The organism is Pseudolabrys sp., from assembly GCF_050250095.1.
Lineage (GTDB): Bacteria > Pseudomonadota > Alphaproteobacteria > Rhizobiales > Xanthobacteraceae > Pseudolabrys.
Genome location: NZ_JBFWPH010000002.1, coordinates 35493 through 56688, shown reverse-complemented (window position 1 = coordinate 56688; position 21196 = coordinate 35493). Strand labels below are relative to the sequence as shown.

Annotated in this window: 21 protein-coding genes; 11 read left to right on the top strand and 10 right to left on the bottom strand. The window is 65.8% G+C overall.

What is annotated here, in order from left to right:
• Positions 1–135: 135 nt before the first annotated feature.
• The 7 genes from AB7F10_RS05550 to AB7F10_RS05520 all read left to right on the top strand — a co-directional run bounded on the left by AB7F10_RS05550 (position 136) and on the right by AB7F10_RS05520 (position 8554).
• Positions 136–705 (top strand): fasciclin domain-containing protein, encoded by a 570-nt coding sequence (locus tag AB7F10_RS05550; RefSeq protein WP_428559863.1) that lies wholly within the window; start codon positions 136–138, stop codon positions 703–705.
• A gap of 125 nt (positions 706–830) precedes the next feature.
• A complete protein-coding gene (locus AB7F10_RS05545) occupies positions 831–1778 on the top strand; it encodes a diacylglycerol/lipid kinase family protein (protein WP_428559866.1) in 948 nt (315 codons plus the stop codon).
• Positions 1706–2665, top strand: coding sequence for an inositol monophosphatase family protein (locus tag AB7F10_RS05540; RefSeq protein ID WP_428559868.1), 960 nt, complete (start codon positions 1706–1708; stop codon positions 2663–2665). The genes AB7F10_RS05545 and AB7F10_RS05540 overlap by 73 nt, the downstream gene beginning before the upstream one ends.
• Positions 2666–2765: 100 nt before the next feature.
• Positions 2766–4913, top strand: a complete 2148-nt coding sequence (gene flhA, locus AB7F10_RS05535; RefSeq protein ID WP_428559870.1) for a flagellar biosynthesis protein FlhA — start codon at positions 2766–2768, stop codon at positions 4911–4913.
• Between the two features lie 321 nt (positions 4914–5234).
• Complete coding sequence (locus AB7F10_RS05530) at positions 5235–5441, top strand: hypothetical protein (RefSeq protein ID WP_428559872.1); 207 nt, start codon at positions 5235–5237, stop codon at positions 5439–5441.
• A 208-nt stretch (positions 5442–5649) separates the two neighbouring features.
• Positions 5650–7341, top strand: a complete 1692-nt coding sequence (locus AB7F10_RS05525) for an NAD-dependent malic enzyme (protein ID WP_428559874.1) — start codon at positions 5650–5652, stop codon at positions 7339–7341.
• A 229-nt stretch (positions 7342–7570) separates the two neighbouring features.
• The gene (locus tag AB7F10_RS05520) at positions 7571–8554 is read left to right on the top strand and encodes an NAD(P)H-dependent flavin oxidoreductase (protein WP_428559877.1); all 984 of its coding nucleotides are present in this window, start codon (positions 7571–7573) and stop codon (positions 8552–8554) included.
• 161 nt (positions 8555–8715) lie between these two features.
• Here AB7F10_RS05520 and AB7F10_RS05515 read toward each other — a convergent pair whose 3' ends face one another.
• Positions 8716–9696: a PDR/VanB family oxidoreductase gene (locus AB7F10_RS05515; protein ID WP_428559880.1), complete on the bottom strand. Its 981-nt coding sequence runs from the start codon at positions 9694–9696 to the stop codon at positions 8716–8718.
• Positions 9697–9700: 4 nt separating this feature from the next.
• Positions 9701–10783: a Rieske 2Fe-2S domain-containing protein gene (locus AB7F10_RS05510; RefSeq protein ID WP_428559882.1), complete on the bottom strand. Its 1083-nt coding sequence runs from the start codon at positions 10781–10783 to the stop codon at positions 9701–9703.
• A gap of 152 nt (positions 10784–10935) precedes the next feature.
• Between AB7F10_RS05510 and AB7F10_RS05505 the strand changes: the two genes are divergently transcribed.
• The gene (locus AB7F10_RS05505) at positions 10936–11241 is read left to right on the top strand and encodes a hypothetical protein (RefSeq protein ID WP_428559884.1); all 306 of its coding nucleotides are present in this window, start codon (positions 10936–10938) and stop codon (positions 11239–11241) included.
• Positions 11242–11244: 3 nt separating this feature from the next.
• Here the strand turns inward: AB7F10_RS05505 and AB7F10_RS05500 are convergent, their stop codons facing one another.
• Positions 11245–11805, bottom strand: a complete 561-nt coding sequence (locus tag AB7F10_RS05500; protein ID WP_428559886.1) for a TetR/AcrR family transcriptional regulator — start codon at positions 11803–11805, stop codon at positions 11245–11247.
• Positions 11806–11925: 120 nt separating this feature from the next.
• Here AB7F10_RS05500 and AB7F10_RS05495 point away from each other — a divergent pair, with 120 nt between their 5' ends.
• Positions 11926–12801, top strand: a complete 876-nt coding sequence (locus tag AB7F10_RS05495) for a crotonase/enoyl-CoA hydratase family protein (protein ID WP_428559888.1) — start codon at positions 11926–11928, stop codon at positions 12799–12801.
• An 80-nt stretch (positions 12802–12881) separates the two neighbouring features.
• Here AB7F10_RS05495 and fliJ read toward each other — a convergent pair whose 3' ends face one another.
• Both fliJ and fliI read right to left on the bottom strand, forming a co-directional pair.
• Positions 12882–13298, bottom strand: coding sequence for a flagellar export protein FliJ (fliJ, locus tag AB7F10_RS05490; protein WP_428559890.1), 417 nt, complete (start codon positions 13296–13298; stop codon positions 12882–12884).
• A 202-nt stretch (positions 13299–13500) separates the two neighbouring features.
• Positions 13501–14823: a flagellar protein export ATPase FliI gene (fliI, locus tag AB7F10_RS05485; protein WP_428559893.1), complete on the bottom strand. Its 1323-nt coding sequence runs from the start codon at positions 14821–14823 to the stop codon at positions 13501–13503.
• A 460-nt stretch (positions 14824–15283) separates the two neighbouring features.
• On the opposite strand from fliI, the gene ctrA reads away from it, so the two are divergent.
• A complete protein-coding gene (gene ctrA, locus AB7F10_RS05480; protein ID WP_428559895.1) occupies positions 15284–16003 on the top strand; it encodes a response regulator transcription factor CtrA in 720 nt (239 codons plus the stop codon).
• Positions 16004–16987: 984 nt separating this feature from the next.
• Here ctrA and AB7F10_RS05475 read toward each other — a convergent pair.
• The 4 genes from AB7F10_RS05475 to AB7F10_RS05460 form a co-directional block, all read right to left on the bottom strand.
• Positions 16988–17740, bottom strand: coding sequence for a hypothetical protein (locus AB7F10_RS05475; RefSeq protein WP_428559897.1), 753 nt, complete (start codon positions 17738–17740; stop codon positions 16988–16990).
• Positions 17741–17768: 28 nt separating this feature from the next.
• Positions 17769–18191, bottom strand: a complete 423-nt coding sequence (locus AB7F10_RS05470; protein ID WP_428587131.1) for a hypothetical protein — start codon at positions 18189–18191, stop codon at positions 17769–17771.
• A 63-nt stretch (positions 18192–18254) separates the two neighbouring features.
• On the bottom strand, positions 18255–18551 hold the full coding sequence (locus AB7F10_RS05465; protein WP_428559902.1) for a hypothetical protein: 297 nt from the start codon (positions 18549–18551) through the stop codon (positions 18255–18257).
• Positions 18552–18732: 181 nt separating this feature from the next.
• A complete protein-coding gene (locus tag AB7F10_RS05460; RefSeq protein WP_428559904.1) occupies positions 18733–19203 on the bottom strand; it encodes a hypothetical protein in 471 nt (156 codons plus the stop codon).
• A 260-nt stretch (positions 19204–19463) separates the two neighbouring features.
• Here AB7F10_RS05460 and AB7F10_RS05455 point away from each other — a divergent pair, with 260 nt between their 5' ends.
• On the top strand, positions 19464–20138 hold the full coding sequence (locus AB7F10_RS05455) for a hypothetical protein (protein WP_428559907.1): 675 nt from the start codon (positions 19464–19466) through the stop codon (positions 20136–20138).
• 17 nt (positions 20139–20155) lie between these two features.
• On the opposite strand, the gene AB7F10_RS05450 is transcribed toward AB7F10_RS05455, so the two are convergent.
• Positions 20156–21151, bottom strand: a complete 996-nt coding sequence (locus AB7F10_RS05450) for a molybdopterin-dependent oxidoreductase (protein WP_428559910.1) — start codon at positions 21149–21151, stop codon at positions 20156–20158.
• Positions 21152–21196 lie beyond the last annotated feature (45 nt).

The window sequence follows — 21196 nt, the reverse complement described above, 5'->3', positions numbered from 1 at the left end:
TGAAAAGCACGCGCGCAAACGGATCACAAGACCGTCTCACAAATTTGTGACGCGCTGGAACGATCCAGCGCGGCGCAGGCTCCGTAAACCTCGTGTCTCCAGTCAGAGACGGTCACACAGAGGAAACGGAGCACCATGAAACGCCTATCCCAGACGGCTCTCGCGGGAGCTGTAGCGATTTCGTTTGCGATCGGCGCCATCGCATCGGCCGCTTACGCGGAAGACACCAAGATGGTCGGCGGCGCGGCGATGTATCCGTCGAAGAACATCATTCAGAACGCGGTGAACTCGAAGGACCACACCACGCTGGTCGCCGCCGTGAAGGCGGCCGGCCTCGTCGACACGCTGTCGGGCAAAGGCCCGTTCACGGTGTTCGCGCCGACCAACGCGGCCTTCAAGAAACTGCCGCCCGGCACCGTCGAGACCCTGCTCAAGCCGGAAAACAAGGACAAGCTCACCAAGATTCTGACATGCCATGTCGTCGCCGCCGATGCGATGGCCTCCGCGATCAAGAAGATGATCAAGGATGACGGCGGCGCGCACAAGATCAAGACCGTCGGCGGCTGCACGCTGACCGCGAAGCTCAAGGGCGACAAGATCGAGGTGATCGACGAGAAGGGCGACGTCGCCACCGTCACCATCGCCAACGTCAAGCAGTCGAACGGCGTCATCCATGTCGTCGACACCGTGCTGCTGCCGGGCTGACGCGCGCCAATCCCCGCTCCTCGTGAGCTGACGCGCACCCTCCCCCGGGCCTTGTCCGGGGGAGGCTTGCGCGTGCGGCGCTTTGGCCGGGAACCGACGGAGGCACGGCCACGTTATGGTGAGCCATGCGCGCCTATATCTGCCACAACCCGGACGCGGGAATCGAAGACAGTCACGACAAGAAAGCCATCAAGGACGCGCTACGTCTCGCCGGCTATGACACCGAATATCATTCGACCAGGAAGAAATCCTTCGCGCGCGATCTTGCAAAATTCAGGGCGCGCGACGCCGACATCCTGGTGATCGCCGGCGGCGACGGCACCATCGGCAAGGTGATCGGCGCGCTCAAGGACCGCGCGGTGCCGGTCGCACTGATACCGCTCGGCACCGCCAACAACATCGGCCGCGCCTTCGGCACCGCGGGCCTGCCTCATGTCCTCTGCGAAAGCTGGCATCCGCACGAGCTGCTCAAGCTCGACGTCGGCAAGGCGGAAGGTCTTTGGGGCAGCGCGACCTTTCTCGAAACCTTCGGCCTCGGCGCAATGCCGCGCCTGATGAGCGACGGCGACAAGGACGGCACCGGCCTGATCGGCGCCGCCGCCCTCGCCTATGGCCGGAAAGTGCTGCGGCGAATTCTGAAAACCGCAAAGCCGTTTCGCGTCGACATCACGGTCGACAGAAAACGAGTGACGAAATCGGTGCTCGGCGTCGAGGTCATGAACATCGCCTATACCGGCCCGGCGCTAAAACTCGCGCCGGCCGCAGCGGCGGACGACCGGATGTTCGACGTCGTCTGCTTCGATGCCGGCCGACGCAAGGCGATGATGGACTGGGTGGAGGCGCCGCGCGGCGCCCCGCCCGCCTCGGTCTATCGCGGCCGCAACGTCTCGCTGCGCTGGCGCGCCGCGCCGCAGCGGCTCGACGACGAATTGAAGCCGGCGCAAACCGACGAACAAACCGTGCATCTGTCGTTCGAGCCGGAACCGGTGCGGATCCTCAAATGCTGGCTCACGCCGGAACCATCGACGCGGTCGCCGGTTTCCAAATCATGGCGAAACCGGAAGCGACGATAGCGGCCGGCGACCTGGCGCAAGTCGAGGATCTGGCGGTGGAGCTGGCGCGGCTCGCCGGCGCGGAGATCGTCAACGCGCTCGGCGGCCTGCTCACCATCCGTTACAAGACGGCGGCGACCGGCGACGAGCTTTGGCGCGATCCGGTGTCCGAGGTCGACCACAACGTCGAGACGCTGATCCGCGCCCGCGTGGCGGAGCGCTTTCCCGCTCATGACGTGATCGGTGAGGAGATGGACGACCGGCCGGCCCGCGACCACGACATCGTCTGGGCGGTCGACCCGATCGACGGCACCTCCAATTTCATCAACGGCTTTCCGATGTTCGCGGCCTCGATCGGCGTGCTGCATCGCGGACGCCCGGTTGCCGGCGCGCTGTGGTGCTCGGCGAGCCATGCGCTGCGCAGCGGCGTCTATCATGCGAGGCACGGCGGCCGGCTCCGTTTCGACGGCGAGGACGTCACGCCCAGGATCAACCCCGCGGTGCGCACCGGCCTCGCCGGCATACCGGATGCCCAGCCGTCCGACGGCGGCTGGGATGGCCGCAAGACCGGCTCGGCGGCCATCGAATGCGCGCTCACAGCGGCCGGCATCCTGCGGGTCGCCCGCTTCAACGCACCGAACATCTGGGACGTCGCCGGCGGCCTCGCGCTGGTGCAGGCGGCAGGCGGCGACATTCGCCAGCACGGCGAGGATGGCTGGCGGCCGTTCGAGCGTTTCGTGCCGGAGGCGACCGCCGCCGGGGTCGCCGACCTGCGGTTCTGGCGGCATCCGCTGGTCATTGGCCGGCCCGAGGCGGTGCAGCGGATGTGCGGGCGCCCTGAATTCGCGTCACAGGGGCCGGAGGCTGCGTCAAAAAGGCCGGATTCCGGGGCGTTAACCCGACGCTAACCATAAACCGGGCAAAAATTGCCGGTCTGGCGGGCTGCCGGACGTTTGTAGCGGCGCGTCCGGGCCACCGGGGGACTGGGGTGGCGACCAACCTGGTTTTATGAGCGACGTCACCGCTGGAGAGATGCCTCCGGCCGCCGGCGCGGCAGCGCCGACGGCATCGGGCTTCAGGCTCCCCAAATTCGGCAAGCTCAGCGACGTCCTGAAACAGGGCGATCTGACGCTTGCGATCGGCGTGCTGGCGATCCTCGTCGTCCTGATCCTGCCGCTGCCGCCGCTGCTGCTCGATTTCGCGCTCGCCATCTCGATCATCTTCTCGGTGCTGATCCTGATGACGGCGCTGTTCATCCACACGCCGCTCGAATTCTCCGCCTTCCCGACCATCCTGCTGATCTCGACGATGTTGCGGCTGTCGCTCAACCTCGCCTCGACGCGGCTGATCCTCAGCCACGGCCACGAGGGCACCGACGCCGCCGGCCACGTCATTCAGGCGTTCGGCAACTTCGTGATGAGCGGCAATTTCGTGATCGGCATCATCGTCTTCACGATCCTGATCATCGTCAACTTCGTCGTCATCACCAAGGGTTCGGGCCGCATCGCCGAAGTCGCGGCGCGCTTCCACCTCGACTCCATGCCCGGCAAGCAGATGGCGATCGACGCCGACCTGTCCGCCGGACTGATCGACGAAAAGGAGGCCCGCGCCCGCCGCCTGACGCTGGAAGCCGAGGGCGGCTTCTTCGGCGCGATGGACGGCGCTTCGAAATTCGTGCGCGGCGACGCCATCGCCGGCCTGCTCGTCGTCTTCATCAACGTGATCGGCGGCATGATCATCGGCATCGTGCAGCAGAACCTGAGCTTCGCGGAAGCCGCCCGCTCCTACACGCTGCTCACCGTCGGCGACGGCCTCGTCACGCAGATTCCGGCGCTGGTGGTCTCGACCGCCGCGGGCCTTCTCGTCTCGAAGGCCGGCGTCTCCGGCGCCGCCGACAAGGCCTTCGTCACGCAACTGTCCGGCTATCCGAAGGCGCTGGGCATGTCGAGCGCGGTCATGGTCTGCCTCGCGCTGCTGCCCGGCATTCCGATGATCCCGTTCCTCGCGCTCGGCGGCGGCGCCGGCGCGCTCGCTTATTACGCCGACAAGCGCGTCAAGGCGGCCAAGGTCGCCGCCGCGCAGCAGAAGGCGACCGTCGCCGCGAAAGCCCAGACCGCGGAAGAGCCGATCTCGACCGCGCTCAAGATCGACGACCTCAAGATCGAACTCGGCTACGCGCTGCTGCCGCTGGTCAACTCGCCGGACGGCAACGACCGCCTGACCGAGCAGATCAAGGCGCTGCGCCGTTCGCTCGCCATCGAAATGGGCTTCGTCATGCCCGCCGTGCGCATTCTCGACAACGTGCAGCTCGAAGCCAATGCGTATGTCATCAAGATCAAGGAAGTGGACGCCGGCGGCGGCCGCATCTGGCCGAACCAGTACATGGTCATGGACCCGGCTGGCGCGCAGGTCGAGATGCCGGGCCATCACACCACCGAGCCGACCTTCGGCCTGCCCGCCACCTGGGTCGATGCCGCGCTCAAGGAAGAAGCCTCGCTCAAGGGTTACACCGTCGTCGACGCCGCGACCGTGCTGTCGACGCACCTCACCGAATTGCTGAAGGGCAACACCGCGGAGCTCCTGTCCTATGGCGAGGTGCAGAAGCTCCTGAAGGAACTGCCGAAGGATCAGGCCGAGCTGCTGAAGGACATCGTGCCGGCGCAGATCACCAATTCCGGCATCCAGCGCGTGCTGCAACTGCTACTCGGCGAGCGCGTCTCGATCCGCGATCTCGCCACCATCCTGGAAGGCATCGCCGACGGCCTCGCCTTCTCGCGCAATCCGGTGATGCTGGCCGAGCATGTGCGCTCGCGGCTCGCGCGCCAGATCTGCGCGCAGCACACCTCGGCCAGCGGGCAGCTTCCGATCATCGCGCTGACCGCGAAATGGGAGCAGGCCTTCATGGATTCGATCGTCGGCCAGGGCGACGACCGCCATCTCGCCATGCAACCCTCGCTGCTGTCGGAATTCATCACGCTGGTGCGTGAGAAATTCGAGGCGGCCGCCCGCGAGGGCGAAGCGCCGGTCCTCGTCTGTTCGGCCGGTATCCGCACCTTCGTGCGCAGCATCGTCGAGCGGTTCCGGGCGCAGACACCGGTGATGAGCCAGTCGGAAATCCATCCGCGGGCGCGCCTGAAGACGGTCGACAGCATCTAGAAGAAGCGATGCCCGCCGGGTCCCCGGGAGGCTGCCACAATTGGGCGGCCCCGCCGCGGAGCTGCCTGAGCCCTCGCTGAAATATCAGGGTTTTTCGGCAAAATCCGCACTCAAACCCCGGAAATACCCCGGATTTGGCCATTTTCGGTCATCGGGGCTGCCGGGTGCGATCCTACCCTCCCCGCTCAATCGTATTTTTGCGTGTGAGTGGAACGTCTCGTGCCGAGGTTTGTTGTCAGAAGGAAGCTTTGAACCTGTTTGCCCCGCCGGGCGACCAACGGTCGAAGGACCAAACGGTCGAAGGAATTTCGGGAGCGCAACATGAATTCCACGCTGTATTCCGCGGATCGCGTCACTCATTTGAAGATTGTGGTTGTCGGCCTCGCGCTCGCAACCGTCATTACCACCCTCGCGGTGGCGTTGCGGGTGTCGAACCCCGGCCCCGAGATTTTCGCCCGGCAGGCGCCGAGCGTCGTGACCCCGGTGACCGGCTTTGCCGCCGCCGACATGCCGGTGACCATCCGCTAGGTTCCGGTTTTTTCGAATTCCTTGCAGTGAACTCCCCGTCTCTGCATTGAACCTCCCCGACTTCCAGCGCGCCCTTAAGGGGCGCGTTTTTTTAGCGAAACGCTTGTGTTTTTGCTGCGGCGTCCTGCGCTCAGTGCGGTCAACGCATTTTAACCGGCGTGCTATAGACCGGCCGTATCGACACCAACGACCTGCCGCGGCGGCCTCCTTGTCCAGCTCCTCCGACCACACCATTGCCATTCCGCCGAGCCTTGCCGGCCATCATCTGCTGTCCGACGCACGGCTCAACAAAGGCACCGCCTTCACCGACGCCGAGCGCGACGCCTTCGGCCTGCACGGCCTGCTGCCGCCGCGCGTCACCACCATCGAGGAGCAGATCGGCCGCCGCCTGCAGGCGTTCCGCGCCTTCGGCAGCGACCTCGAGCGCTACGCCTTCCTGCGCGACCTGCAGGACACCAACGAGACGCTGTTCTTCGCGATGCTCGAGCAGAACCTCGAGGAACTGCTGCCGATCGTCTACACCCCGACGGTCGGCGCCGGCTGCGCGCATTTCAGCGGACTGTTCCGCCGCGCCCACGGTCTGTTCCTCTCGATCCCGCATCGCCAGCGCATCCGCGAAATTCTCGCCAATCCGCTGTTCGACCGCACCGAGGTGATCGTCGTCACCGACGGCGAGCGCATCCTCGGCCTCGGCGACCAGGGCGCCGGCGGCATGGGCATCCCGATCGGCAAGCTCGCGCTCTACACCGCCTGCGGCGGCATCGACCCGGCGACCACGCTGCCGGTGCTGCTCGACGTCGGCACCGACAATCCGGACTGCCTCGACGACCCGCTCTATATCGGCTGGCGGCGCGGGCGCAGCCGGGGCGAAGAATACGACAGCTTCGTCGAGGAATTCGTCAGCGCGGCGCATGAACGCTGGCCGCATGTGCTGCTGCAATGGGAAGATTTCGCCAAGGCGAACGCGACGCGGCTCTTGGACCGCTATCGCGACCGGCTCTGCACCTTCAACGACGACATCCAGGGCACTGCGGCGGTCGCGACCGGCACGCTGTTGTCCGCCATCAACGTCACCGGCGCGCCGTTTTCCGAGCAGCGCATCGCGATCTTCGGCGCGGGTTCGGCCGGCTGCGGCATCGCCTCGCTGCTGATGGCCGCGATGATCGACGCCGGCGTCGACCCAAAGGAAGCCGCGCGGCGCTTCTATCTCGTCGACAAGGACGGCCTGCTGCTCGACGGCATGAACGACCTCGCGCCGTTCCAGCGGCCGTTCGCGCAGCCGCGCGCGGCGCTCGAGGGCTGGGCGCTCGGCGGCGGCGACCGTGTCAGCCTGCTCGAAGTCATCTACAACGCGAAGCCCACCGCGCTGATCGGCGTGTCCGGGCAGAGCGGCGCCTTCACCGAGACCGCGGTGCGCGCGATGGCGAAGCACAACGCGCGGCCGATCATCTTCCCGCTGTCGAACCCGATCTCCTGCGCGGAGGCCAAGCCCGCCGATGTCGAGCGCTGGAGCGAGGGCCGCGCGCTGATCGGCTGCGGCAGCCCGTTCCCGCCGATCACGCGGGGCGGCGCGCCGTTCCGTGTCGACCAGACCAACAATTCCTACATTTTCCCCGGCGTCGGCCTCGGCGCAATCGCCACGAAGTCGCGCCGCATCAGCGACGCGATGTTCATGGCCGCCGCCAAGGCGCTCGCCGCGCTGTCGCCATCGCGCCACGACCCGAAAGCCAATCTGCTGCCGCCGGTGACGGCACTGCACGAGGTCGCCGTCGCTGTCGCCATCGCGGTCGGCAAGCAGGCGCAGGCCGAGGGGCTTGCCGGCTACACCGGCGACGTCGAAGCCGCCGTACGCGCCAAGATGTGGACGCCGCGTTATCTGCCCTATCGGCGCGCGGGCTAAACAACCGCAACAGTCTCCGAACGTCATCGCCCGCGAAGGCGGGCGATCCAGTACACGCAAACGATTCAAATGTTTACTGGATGCCCCGCCTACGCGGAGGCATGACAGAAAGAGTTGGGCGAAGGCGGTTTTTGGTTTCGCGCCGCACGAATTGAAACTTCGTCACTCACATCGGCACCAGTCGCCTTTGCCCTGCTAGACTTGCCGGCATCCTCGCCGGGAGTTTTCCATGATCGCGACGCGCCTGACCGAACGCTTCAAGCTGCAGCATCCCATCGTCTGCGCGCCGATGGCGCTGGTGACCGGCGGGAAACTGGCGGCGGCCGTAACGGCGGCGGGCGGGCTCGGCATTCTCGGCGGCGGCTATGCCGGGACCCACGGCGGCGAACCCGATCTCGACGAGGAATACCACGCCGCCGGCAACACGCCGATCGGCATCGGCTTCATCTCCTGGGCCGTGCATCACGCGCCGCAGATGGTCGAATGGGCGCTGTCGAAGAAGCCGGCCTGCCTGTTCCTGTCCTTCGGCGAACTCCAGCCCTTCGCGCGGCAGGCACATGACGCCGGCGTGCCGCTGTTCGCGCAGGCGCAAACACTGGCCGATGTCCGCACGGCGGTCGATGCCGGCGCGGCGGTCGTGATCGCGCAGGGCGCCGAGGCCGGCGGCCACGGCGGCGCGCGCTCGACGCTGCCCTTCGTGCCGGAAGCCGCCGACTATCTCGCGAAACACGCGCCTGACGTCATCTTGCTCGCGGCCGGCGGCGTCGGCGACGGGCGTGGCCTTGCCGCCGCGCTGACGCTCGGCGCCGACGGCGTGCTGGTCGGCTCGCGCTTCTGGGCGGCGGAGGAAGCCCTCACCCATCCGGACGCGGTCGCGCGCGGCATCGAAGCCGACGGCGACGCGACGGTGCGCACCGCCGCGCTCGACCCGCTGCGCGGCGTCGACTGGCCGGCGGAATATTCCTTCCGGGTGTTGCGCAACAGGTTCGCCAGCGAATGGCAGGGCCGCGACGCCGAAGCCCGCGCGCAATTCGGCAAGCTGAAAGAGGCTTACGCGCAGGCGCGCGCGCGCGGCGACTACGACATGGCGCTCACGGTGGTCGGCGAAGCGACCGGCCTCATCCACGCCCGCGAGCCGGCGGCAAAGATCGTCACGTCGATGGTCACGGAAGCCGAGGCCGCGCTGCGCAAGGGCGCGGCGAAGGTGGTATAGTCAAACCCCTCTGCGTCATTCCGGACGCCGCGCAGCGGCGATCCGGAATCCAGAACCACAAAGGCCATCGGCTAAGCTGGATTCCGGGTTCGTCACGCCCATCGGGCCGCGCTTTACGCGGACCCGTTGGGCGGACGCCCCGGAATGACTGATTGATGGGCTCAGATCCGCGCCGGGTCCGGCCGGATCATCGCGTCGATGCTGACCGTACCGACCGCGCGCGAGACGCAGACGCACATCTTGCGGTTTTCACCGCGCTGGTGCTCGCTGAAGAACACATCGCGATGGTCGACCTCGCCCTCGACGCCAAGGATATTGACCGCGCAGACGCCGCATTCGCCGCGCCGGCAATCGGAGATGACCTCGTAGCCGGCGGCGTTCAACGCATCGAGCATCGACTGGTTTTCGGCAACCACGATCTCGGTGTCGAACTGCGGCAGCTTCACCTTGAATTGTTCCGGCGCATGGGCGCCGCTGGAGCCGAAGGTTTCGAAGCGCAGATCCGTCGCGGGTCGCCCCATTGCTTTCCATATCCGCCGCGCGGCGTCGATCATCGGCAGCGGCCCGCAGATCATCACCAGATCGCCGGGCGGCACCGCCGCGAGAAATGCATCGACATCGAGCCGCCGGCCCTCGCCTGAAATATGCGGCGTCAGCCGCGCGCCCAGCGCCGCTTTCAGCTCATCTGCGAAAGCAAGTTCGTCCGCGCTGCGCGCCGCATAGGCGAGCCGCAGGTTTTCGCCGCGCGCCGCGAGTGCCAGCGCCATGCCGAGGATCGGCGTGATGCCGATACCGGCCGCGATCAGGTGATAGCCGCGATAGCCGATATCGAGCGGGAAGCTCGACCGCGCGTTCGACACGCTGAGCCGCGATCCCTCGCCGAGCGTCCACATATACTCCGAACCGCCGCGGCTGTCGGGCGCGCGCTTGACCGCGATCCGGTAGCAGCCGTCCGCGCCGACGATGGAATAGGACCGCGTATCGGGCTTGCCGCCGATCATCACACCCACGTTGAGGTGTCCGCCGAGCGGATAGCCGCGCACGGAGAGACCTTCCGGCACGAGGTCGATCAGCCTGATGGTCGGCGTCAGTTGCGTCACGGCCCGCACGATGGCCGGCGTCCAAGTCTCTACCGTCCGCATGAGGCTACTCCGCCGCGCGCAGCACAGGCGGCGCCTCGGCGTCGATCATGCGCTCCTGAATGCGCCGCGCCCACATCGCGCCGGCGTCGATGTTGAGGTTGTAGAACACCGCGTCCGGCGCGGCCTCCATCGCCTGCTGCTGGGCGATCAGCACGTCCTTGTCCTCGGCGACGATGGCGGCGTTGCGCTCACGCGTCGCGACCGTCAGCTCGGCGTCGTCGAGCTTGAAATTCCGCCGCAGCACCCAGAAGAAATGACAGGTGCGCTCGGTCTCCGGAGTGATGAAATGGCAGATGCGCAGGTTGACGCCCTTGGAGCGATCGCCTTGCGGCGCGCCGGTGCCGGCAAGCGCCACGCCGACGTCGAGCACCACCGCCGCCGGCGCCTCGAAGTTGATGTACTGCCAGCGGTCGACATTGACCTTGCCCTCGATGCCGAGCCTGCTGCCGAGTTGGAACGCCCAGAACGGCGGAGGCTCGATGCCGAGCATCCAGCGCGTGAGCTGCGCGGTGCGCTCGCCATGCGTCACCTCGAACGGCGCTTCGGCGACCGCCGAATTTCCAATGGATGTCTTGTGCACGAAAGTCTCGTGCGTGAGGTCCATGAGGTTGTCGACGATCAGCCGGTAGTTGCAGGCCATCGGCGTGACGACGCCCTCGCCCGCCCATTCGGGATCGTTGACCCAGTGCATGTCGGGGATGGTCGCCGGGTCCGCCAGCGCCGGCTCGCCCGGCCACAGCCAGATGAAGCCGTGTTTCTCGACCGCCGGGAACACGCGCACGCAGGCGGACGGATTGATCGTCTCCTGCGAGGGCATGTGCGTGCAGCGCCCCTGCGCGTTGAAGACGAGGCCGTGATAGCCGCACACGACCTGATCGCCCTCGAGCCAACCCTTCGACAAGGGCGCGAGGCGGTGCCAGCAGGCGTCTTCGAGCGCGACCGGCTTGCCCTCGCCGGTGCGGTACATCACGATTTTCTTGTCGCAGATCGTGCGCGGCGCGAGCGCGTGGGTGACCTCGCGGCTCCACGCCGCGACATACCAGGCGTTGAGCGGAAACGAGCGGCGGTTCGGCGCGGCGTTCGACATCAAAAATCCTCGGGGCGTGTCCTCGGGCCGCGTCTTCTCGCGCGGTTGGCGTCAAGGATCGCCCCGTTCCGCCCCGGAAACAAGCACCCGCGAGGTGCGATTTGCCGCGCCGGTTCGCGCTATAGTGCGCGCCGAAACCGGAGCGTCTGCCCATGATCAAGCGCCTTTTGCCCGCCTTGCTGCTGCTGGCCGCCTCGGCCGCGGTGACCGTCGCGCAGGACATCCGCGGCCTCGAAGTCTGCACCGCCGAAAAGTCGATGGAGCGGCGCACCGGCTGCCTGCAGGCCAACACGCAGTTTCTCCAGCAAGCTTTGACGAAGCTCACCCGCGAGCAGCAGACCGCCAACCGTGAACTTGCCGCGGCGCGCGCCGAAGTCGCCGCGCTGAAATCGGCGCTCGCCAAGCTCGAACACGAATTGGCATTGATGAAGCCCAAGCCCGCGCCGGGGAAGAAATAGGCGTCAGCTCGCCAGCATCGCCGCCATGCGTCCGGCGGACCTGGCGTAGACCGGGTCGCGGTGCACGAACATCTCGGTCAGCGCGCCGTCGAACAGGATCATCACCTGCAGCGCCCGTTCTTCCGGTTTCGACAGACCCTCGGCACGGAAGGCTGCGGCGAACATCGCCTCCATCCTTTTCTTGTGCGCCGCTCCGGCCTTGACCGCCGGATGGCCCGGCGTGCTCGCAAGCTCGGCCACCGTGCGCAGGAAACCGCAGCCCTTCCAGCGCGGATTGGCCGCGAGCGGCGCGATGCCGTCAAACACCGCGACAAGGCGCTGCGCCAGCGGGCCGGGGCCGTTCAGCCAGCCGGAAACGATGTCGAGCGTCGGCTGATCGCGCGAGTCGAGCGACACCGCGATCACATCGTCCTTGCTGCGGAAGTGATAATAGAAGGTCTTCTTGGTGACACCGGCCCGCGCGGCGATGGCGTCGACGCTCGCACTGCGGATGCCCTGCCCGTAATAGAGCTTCTGGGCGGCCTGGATGATGCGTTGGCGGGTCACGTCGGCGTCGCGCGGCATGCCGCAAAGTATACTGTCTAGTGAGTATACACAAGGCGGAGACAAACCCAGCATGGCGGCAATCGCTTCGCTCCGCGGCCGCGCCCCGGAGCAAGCCGCATCAGCCAGGAAAGCCCGCTCATGACCGTTCTGAAACTCAGCGAGACCCCCGCTTCGCCCGCGCCTAAACCTGCCCCGAAAAAACCCGGCCGCGCCGCCGACCCCGCCGCCTCCGACACCGTGCTGTGCCAGACCCGCGGCGCGGTCGCGCTGCTGACGCTGAATCGGCCCGACAAGCTCAACGCCATCAACATGGACATGATCGACTGCATGATGGCCCGGCTCGACGCCATCGAACGCGACGACGCCGTCCGCGTCGTCATCCTCACCGGCGCGGGCCGCGCCTTTTCCGCCGGCGCCGACATTGCCGACTTCGCGCCCATCGTCGCGCAGGGCGCGGCCGTCGCACTGCGCGACTTCGTCAGTCCCGGCCAGCGCATGACCGCGCGCATCGAGAATTTTTCGAAGCCGGTGATCGCGGCGGTGAACGGCCTCGCCTTCGGCGGCGGCTCGGAAATCACCGAGGCAACCCACATCGCGCTCGCCAGCGAAAGCGCGCGCTTCTCCAAGGCCGAGATCAATCTCGGCTTCGCGCCGCCCTTCGGCGGCACGCAGCGGCTGCCGCGCCTGATCGGGCGCAAGCGGGCGCTCGCAATGATCCTCACCGGCGAGCCGATTGGCGCCAAACAGGCGCGCGACTGCGGCCTCGTCAACGAGGTGGTGCCGCACGACAGGCTGCGCGACGCGGCGTTCGATCTCGCCGAGCGCATCGCCGAAAAATCACCTCTCGCGCTCGCCGCCGCGCTCGGCAGCGTGACGCGCGGCATCAACGTGCCGATCGACGAAGCGCTCGCCATCGAGGCAGGCTTCTTCGCCCGCATGGTGCCGACCGCCGATTTCCAGGAAGGCATCGCCGCCTGGCTCGGCAAGCGGCGGCCGGTCTTCGCCGGGCGGTAACGGCAGCAGAGCAGACGGTCCGCAAATGAAAACGGCGCCCGCGAAGGCGCCGTTTGCAATCCATCCAGCGATAAAAAAACTTACGCGCGGGCGCGCTGATAGTTGAGCGCGCCGATGCGATCCAGTTCGGCCTGCTCGCGGGCGTTCTGCTCGGTGCGCTCGCGCTGCTGGTCGCGCTGCTCGAGCATCTCGACCTTCTTCAATTCCTCGAAAGCTTCGCCGAGCGCGGCCTGGGCGTCGTCGAGCTGCATCTTCAATTCGCCGGCCGAGCGCAGGAGATTGTCGCGGCGGGTGATCGCGGCCTTGGCATAGGTCGGATAGGCGAAATGCGACGGATCGTGGATGCCGGCGCGCTCCTGCTCGGTCTTGATCTCGCGATCGAGATCCGCGCACATGCGATCGAACTCGGCGATCATCGCCTCGATCTGGGCGACCTTGCGCCGTTTCTCGTCGACCTGAAATTTCTTCAGGCGGATCAAGGTTTCGCGTGACTTCATCGACTCATACTCCCCCGAAGTCCGTATGACGCGATCCGCGGCCCGACATACAGCGGGCGCAAAGGAGCGCGCGGTAGACCCTTCCTTCAGGGACAAGCTGACGCAATAACGTTAGTTTTCGGTTTCCAAATTGGGCGGTGTCGTGCGCTTTCCCCAGATTGCGGAAGGGTGGGCGCATCGGCGGCAAATCGCGCAAACCGGCTCAGGACTGGCCGTTAGCGGCGAGAATCTCCGCCAACCGGGCATAGCCCTCCGCCATACTCGTTGCTTCTTCCTTACCCTGGCGCAGGAAGTCCTCGAGCGGCTCGTGGAAACCGATCGCCGCGTCCACTTCGGCGCTGGTGCCGGGGCGGTAGGCGCCGAGCCGGATCAGCTCTTCCATGTCGGCATAGGTCGCCATCACCTGCTTGGCATGGGTGATCGCCGGCAGATAGGCCGGGTCGGCCGAGCGCGGCATGGTGCGCGAGATCGATTTGAGAATATTGATCGCGGGGAAACGTCCGCGCTCGGCGATCGCGCGCTCCATCACGATATGGCCGTCGAGAATGCCGCGCACCGCGTCGGCCACCGGCTCGTTGTGATCGTCGCCGTCGACGAGCACCGTGAAGATGCCGGTGATGGTGCCCTGCTCCGGCCCCGGCCCCGCGCGCTCCAGCAGCCGCGGCAGTTCGGTGAAGACGGTCGGCGTGTAGCCCTTGGCGGTCGGTGGTTCACCGGCCGACAGGCCGATCTCGCGCTGCGCCATCGCAAAGCGAGTCACCGAGTCCATCAGCACCAGCACGTCCTTGCCGTCGTCGCGGAAATATTCGGCGATGGAGAGCGTGAGGTAAGCCGCCTGGCGGCGCATCAGCGCCGGCTCGTCGGAGGTCGACACCACCACGACCGAGCGCGCGAGGCCGGCCGGGCCGAGATCGTCCTGCAGGAATTCCTGCACCTCGCGGCCGCGCTCGCCGACAAGGCCAATGACCGACACGTCGGCGGCGACGTTGCGGGCGAGCATCGACAACAGCACCGACTTGCCGACGCCGGAGCCGGCGAAGATGCCCATGCGCTGGCCGCGGCAGGTGGTGATGAAGGTGTTGAGCGCCCGCACGCCGAGGTCGAGCGCGGCGCCGACGCGCTGGCGCGCATGCGCGGCCGGCGGCTCGTTGCGGAACGGATAAGGCGCCGGACCCGGCGGCAGCGGCCCGAGGCCGTCGATCGGCTCGCCCATCGCGTTGACGACGCGGCCAAGCCAGCCGTCGGAGGGGCGCACCGCGCTCGCCGACGAGCTGACGACCGCCCGGCAGCCCCGCCGCACGCCCTCCAGCGAGCCGAACGGCATGGCGAGCGCGTTGTCGCCGGAGAAGCCGACGACCTCGCAGGAGATGCCCTTCGCCCCGCCGGTCTCGATGGTGAGCCGCGCGCCCATCGGCATGGCGTAGATGGGGCCTGCGATCTCGACCATCAGGCCGCGGATGCCGATGACCCGGCCGTAGATCTCGACGCCGTCGAGGTCGGTTATCTGTTCGGCGAGAGCTTTCATAAAAAGTCAGGCCCGTGAGACGGCCAAATAATGGCAAGGCGCAGATCGATAAGCCTGACGGGCAGCGAAAATTCACCCGCGCTTAGGATTACCGAATAAAGCGTTGCTTTAACCTCGTGTTTACCCGCGTCGTTAATCATTGCGTAGCGTCCAAGTAACCGAACGATTGGGACAAGGGACCGAGCTCGCCGGGTCCAGGACGGAGTGGCGAGTCGTGGGAGTCGGTTAGGCCTGACTCTTAACGCGGTACATGAACCTGCGCGTGGCTAAAAAACCACTCCGGGGCAACAGTTTAGGACGATTCGGGCCAGAAAGCCCAGTCCGTGCTTGCCACCGGGAATCAGGTTTTGTTAACCATACGCGGCTAGTGTCCGAATCAGTTTGTCCCAAAGCGTTTTCTTGAGGCCGCCACTGGGGCTGGCCCGATATTGAGGCCGACGCGGCGAGGAAAGGGACTGGCATGCGCGTATTGCTCATTGAAGACGACAGCGCGACCGCACAGTCGATCGAGCTGATGCTCAAATCGGAGGCGTTTAACGTCTACACCACCGATCTGGGCGAGGAAGGCGTCGACCTCGGAAAGCTCTACGACTACGACATCATCCTCTTGGACCTGAACCTCCCCGACATGTCGGGTTTCGAGGTGCTGCGCTCCCTGCGGGTTTCCAAGGTCAAAACCCCCATTCTGATCCTCTCCGGCCTTGCCGGCATCGAGGACAAGGTCCGCGGTCTCGGCTTCGGCGCCGACGACTACATGACCAAGCCCTTCCACAAGGACGAGCTGATCGCGCGCATCCACGCGATCGTGCGCCGCTCCAAGGGTCACGCCCAGTCGGTCATCAACACCGGCGATCTCGTCGTCAACCTCGACACCAAGACGGTCGAAGTCGACGGCCAGCGCGTGCACCTGACGGGCAAGGAATATCAGATGCTCGAGCTGCTCTCGCTCCGCAAGGGCACCACGCTGACCAAGGAGATGTTTCTCAATCATCTCTACGGCGGCATGGACGAGCCGGAGCTGAAGATCATCGACGTCTTCATCTGCAAGCTGCGCAAGAAGCTCGCCAACGCTTCCAAGGCGCAGGATTGGCCGCAGGGCAAGAACTACATCGAGACGGTGTGGGGCCGCGGTTACGTTCTGCGCGAGCCGAGCGACGCCGATGAAAGAATTCCGGCGTAACCGCCGGCTGCGAAAGGATTCCCGCGTGCGCGTGATCCCGAAAAGTGCGAAGCGGTTTTCGGATCAGATCACGCGCCAAACGTAAGTGCGCTAGCCGCGGTGTCATCCGCGGCCGCGGGTTGAGGCCCCCGCGTAGCGTCTGCGTACATCTTGATGGCCTGAGCTGACCCTGCTCGGGCTCTCTCCTCCCAACTTGAACCCCCGGTCGTTAGACCGGGGGTTTTTTAGTGCGTGCGCTTGCATCTTAACGCGAGCGCGGCGCCGATTGGCCCCAAGGCACGTCGGCGCCGCGCGATCGATCAGCAAACGCGGCGGGTGCTGCAAACCCGGTACGGGCTGCTCCGCTTGCCGGCGTAATAGCGCGTGTGACAGGTCCGCACCCTGCGGCACTGGGCGCGTGGCGTGCAGACCGTGCGGCGCACATAGGTTGTGCCGCACGCCATGATGCCGTTACGCCGAGGCTTGCAGGTCCGCCGCGGCTCGGAGACCGTGCGGCAGCGCACCTTCTCCACGAGACTCGGCGCCCCCTGCGCAAGCAGGGACAACGGCCCGAAATTGGCAGCTTGTGCGCTGGACAAGCCCAGCATAGCCGACAACGCAAAACCGAGCGCAAAAATCATTGCACGAAATGTCATTGGTACCTCCTTTTTCTCTTCACGAGATCGTCTGCCTGATGATCCAGGCCTCTTGATTTGCCCGACGGCCGACGGCGGTCCGGCGGACAAAGCCTCCAGCAGCGATCGGGCCACGACGCCCTCATTCGCTTGATGCGCTTGACGCAGCGGTTCGTGCATTTCTCGACATCATCCGGGCTGCTCTTCTCGCAGTAGCCAGGGCAATCGGCAGTTCTGAAGGGACGAAGGCCGTCGGTTTTCAACGGCTCGGAATGCGCTGCCGTCCACGCAACAAAACCGAGGGCGCCTGCAAAAGCCGCCGATACCGCGCATCTTCTCACGCTCATGGGTATTTCCTTCCGGCTCGCCGTCAGCGCAACGTCGGCGGCGACCGCTCGCCCCATGGGCCATCGATAAAACGTCCCTCGCCGCGGTCGAACACAATCGATCGGCTGGTTTTGTGGCTGCGCGCTGCCTGCGCGCAGGCTGCCGCGCGCCGGCTTTCTTCGACGCCCATCCAGTCCTGGCTCACGCATGCGCGCCGGTCGAATGCCGGCAGATAGGCTGCGATCGTCGTTCCCTTGCGCGGCAGGTGGAAAATGACCGGCCCCGCCTCGTCCGGCTTGCGGAAATAGCCTGACGACTCTTGCGTCGCAGCGCCGGGCACGAAATCGCGCGGCCCAATCTTGAGCGCCTCGTTCTCGATCGCCGTGAGCTTGCCTTCGTCGAACCAGTAAAAGGCGCGGATCGTCCCGTCGACGGGTTTCGGGCCTTCGTAGCTGCGCCTTGCCACAACGAAAAGCGCCGGTCCTGCATCGGGACGAAAGATCGCCGCTTCGGTGACGGCGTTGCCACCGCCGCTACCCTCATCATCGATCATGAGATAACCGTTGGGACCATCGACAATGGTGCGCGCGACATTGACGAACTCGCCGCCTGACGCGCGGTAGGTCCCGCCCTGCTTTCGCAGCGTGTAGCGCGTGCAAGCCCGATCGCGCGCGCAGAATTTGTCCGTCCAGCCCTTGAATGCTTCGACCACCGATTGAGCAGGCGCCCCATCGACGTGTCCAAATGTCAGAGAGAGCACGCTGGCCAGGGCCAAAATAGATGTACGCAGGATCATGACGCAGCCTCCAAATCCAACGACCCGTTTACGGCTTCGCCGCGAACCGCCGCAGCGCAAGCCCGTAAACCAGCGAAACAATCGCAGCGACCGTGCCACCGCCGAGCAGCGCGAAGGGAAGCACGTTCATCGCCATCGAAAACGCGAGCCAGCCGTCGAAGCGGCCCATCGACACCATCACCGTCGCCAGGACGACGAGTAAGGTACTCAACGCGATGGTGACGAAACCGGCGATCAGGGTCAGCCAGACCGGCACGTCGAGCCGCGAACCAGCCAGCACAAGCCAGCTTACGAAAGCGCCAATGGCAATCGCCGGCGCGCCGCGCCATGTATCGTGCTCGCCGACGATCATGGCGTAGAGCAACGCAACAGCGGCAAAGACCGCCGCATGGCCAAACGCGGCCGTCAATGCGATGGCGATACCGGACAAGCGTGAACCACGATTTGTCATGTGCTGGATGCGAACTGCGGCGTCTCACGGCCGGCGGAAAAGCTGCCATCCGGCCGAAAGAACTCAGCAGACGCGCGGAAATCCGCGCCGGTCCACCGAACGGACCTCCACATGGCCGCCGCGCATTTCCCTGCTAAGTCTGCCGATGTGCTTGCTGCACGCATAGAAAGTCCGCCCGCAGACTCTAAACGGCTCGACCCTGCCGTTCATGCCGCAGCCGCCGCCGCGGCGATCCGAAGCGCCCATGCCCCAACTCTGTTTTCCGTTTTTCTTGACCGAGACCGTAAATCGTTCGGCATAAGCCGGGCCTGCAGCCATCACGCAAAATATCGATGCGGACATCAAAATTTTTGTAAACATCAATTCGCCCCCATTTCACCTTGGATGATTTCTTCTGGTATCAGCCCCCAACTGAACCGGCGATGAACCTTGAAACAACATGCGGCGTCGCACTCTCAAGTGTCAAAATGACGCAGCATGAGAAACAGTTCGCGCAGCGGCGACGAGATCAAAATCGTTTCAAGAAAAAATTTTCGCCGTCTCAACACGGCCCATCGAGCGACTTGGACAATGTATTGTCGGCGTCAATCACGACATCGTCGACCAGCCAGCGGCCTGCGTCGTTCTCAAGACGATAATCAAGCCCCGCCTTGGTATCCGGTCCGGACAATTCGACGCGCACACGCGCCGATCCTTCATCGTGCGCGATGAGCGACAGCGTCAGTGAGTGAATTTTGTAGTCCTGCCCCGGTACAATATAATTGAAGTCAAGTTCATCCATTTTGAACTTTTGACGGAAGCAGGCTTCCTTCTTTTCAATCAGTCGAACAATCCGCGCCGTATAGAATTGCCGGCGCCGCTTCTTGTCATAGAACACGTCGAAGTCGGGATCGGGAAGCCGATAAATCTGCTGCATCAAGGTGAGCGGATGCTCGGCCGCGAGTGCGTCGGCATCGGGCGCTGCAAATCCCAGAACCAGAGCGGCTGACAACCAGAAACGAAACCGCATCATCAAAAACCTCGCAATCGAAATGCGTCGCAGAAAAACGATGACGATATCTTTGACGCATCGACCACACCGATTGAATGCCTTTGCGGAGCGCCGCGCGGATGTGACGCAAGCCACTGGGGACAACACAACCGTGAAGCCCATGAAGCGGCGCGCCAGCCGACGTCACTTCGCACCGGTTTCGCGCCGATTTTGCCGTTTTTCCTGCCTTATTTTGCCGCGATGGCTTGGTCTCTGAGCGCTCCCGTTCTGGAGATTTCGTCATGCGCCACGCGCGCGAATTCCTTGCCTCGTTCTCGAAGAAGTTCTTCCACGACGCCCTGCCCGTCGCGTTCGCCAGCCTGCTCGGCGCGCTCGCGCTGACCTACGCGGTCCGCAACGATCAGCCGCAGCCCGCAGCCCACAGCGCCGCCGGCGAGGAGATGGTCCGGCTGGTGCACGAGGAGCACGGTCTGATCGTCGACTTCCTGCGCCAGCAGGCCCGCAAGCAGGAGGCCGAGGCCAAGGGACAGGACATGGCGCAGAAAATGGACGCCGCTGCCGAGAAGGCCGCCGCCAGCCGTCAGATCGCGCAAACCGAGACCGTGCCGCTGCCGGTACCGCGCGCGACCGCGATGCGGCTCGCCGCCGAGCAGTCTCGCGCCGAGGCGAAGCTCGCCCAGACCGCGCAGCCGCTGACGCAGCAGGTGCTGGCCGGTCAGGTCCTGACCCAGACCATCGTGCCACAGCCGCCGCTCCAGCCAATGCCTGTCGTTGCCGCCGCCCCGCGCAAGCACGGCGTCGGCGACACCGTGCGCGGCATCGTCACCGGCACGCGCGACGCCGCCGTGTCGGCGTGGGCCAAGGTCACCGGCGGCGTGATCGAGCGCGTCCGGCTGCCCGGTCTCCCCGAGATGCCGGATCTCATGCCGCGCCGCGAGTTCCAGGCAAGGATGTAGTCAAACCGGCGGCGGAGCTAATCCGCCGTCACGCCGATGCTGTGGATCGCGTTGCGCGCCGCGCGTTCCGGCTGGACGCGGCCCGCCGCATCGCGTGCCCGCGCCATGATGACGTGCTGACCCGGCGGCAGTTCGCATTCCACCTCGAAGGATTGCCACTCCCACTGCCGGCGCGGTGCGACCCTGGCCGCGCGCCAGGTCTTGCCGCCGTCGAGGCTGACATCGACCGCGACGATCGCGTCGGCGCCCCAGCACCAGCCCCAGACATCGATGTCGCCAGCGGCGATCTCGCCGTGGTCGGCTGGCTCCACGATCAGCGCCTCGGGCGCGGCCTGCCACACCGGCGCGGTCGTGCCATCGCCGGCCGGATCGTTGTAAAGCTCGGTGGTGAAGACATGCGGCACGCGCGCATCCGCCGCCTCGATCCGGCACAGCCACTTCACGCTGTTGGTGCCGTAGTAGCCCGGCACGAACAGCCGCAGCGGAAAGCCGTGCGCGACCGGCAAGGCACCGCCATTGACCTCATAGGCGAGCAATACGTCGCCCGCCCGGCCGCGTTCCACGGTCAGATCCTTGGCGTAGCGCGGCGCGCTCCAGCGCGCGTAGGTGCCGTGGTCGGGCGCAAGCGCCCAGAGATAGCGTGCCTCGCCGGAGAGGCCGGCGGCGTCGAGCACGTCGGCAAGCCGCGCCCCGCCCCACACCGCATTCGACACCGCGCGGGTGTTGATGGTGTTGTCGTGCGGAAAGCCGGCGCATTTGATGAAGGATTCGATCTCGACCTTTGGAAAGCGTTTGATGTCGTCGAGCGACAGCGACAGCGGCCTGGCGACAAGGCCGCCGACCTCCAGCCGCCAGTTCGCTACATCGATCTGCGGAATGCCGAAATGCGCCAGCACGTAGATGTGCTCCGCCGGCGTGATGCGGGTGACGAGCTGGTCCGGCCGCAGCTTGAACCGCGTCGTCTCGTGCGGGGACATCGGGAAGGCGGGCAGCGGAGGCTCGTGGCTCGGCATGCGCCGAGCATGATGCACCGCCCGGCAAGGTCAACCCCCGGCCGG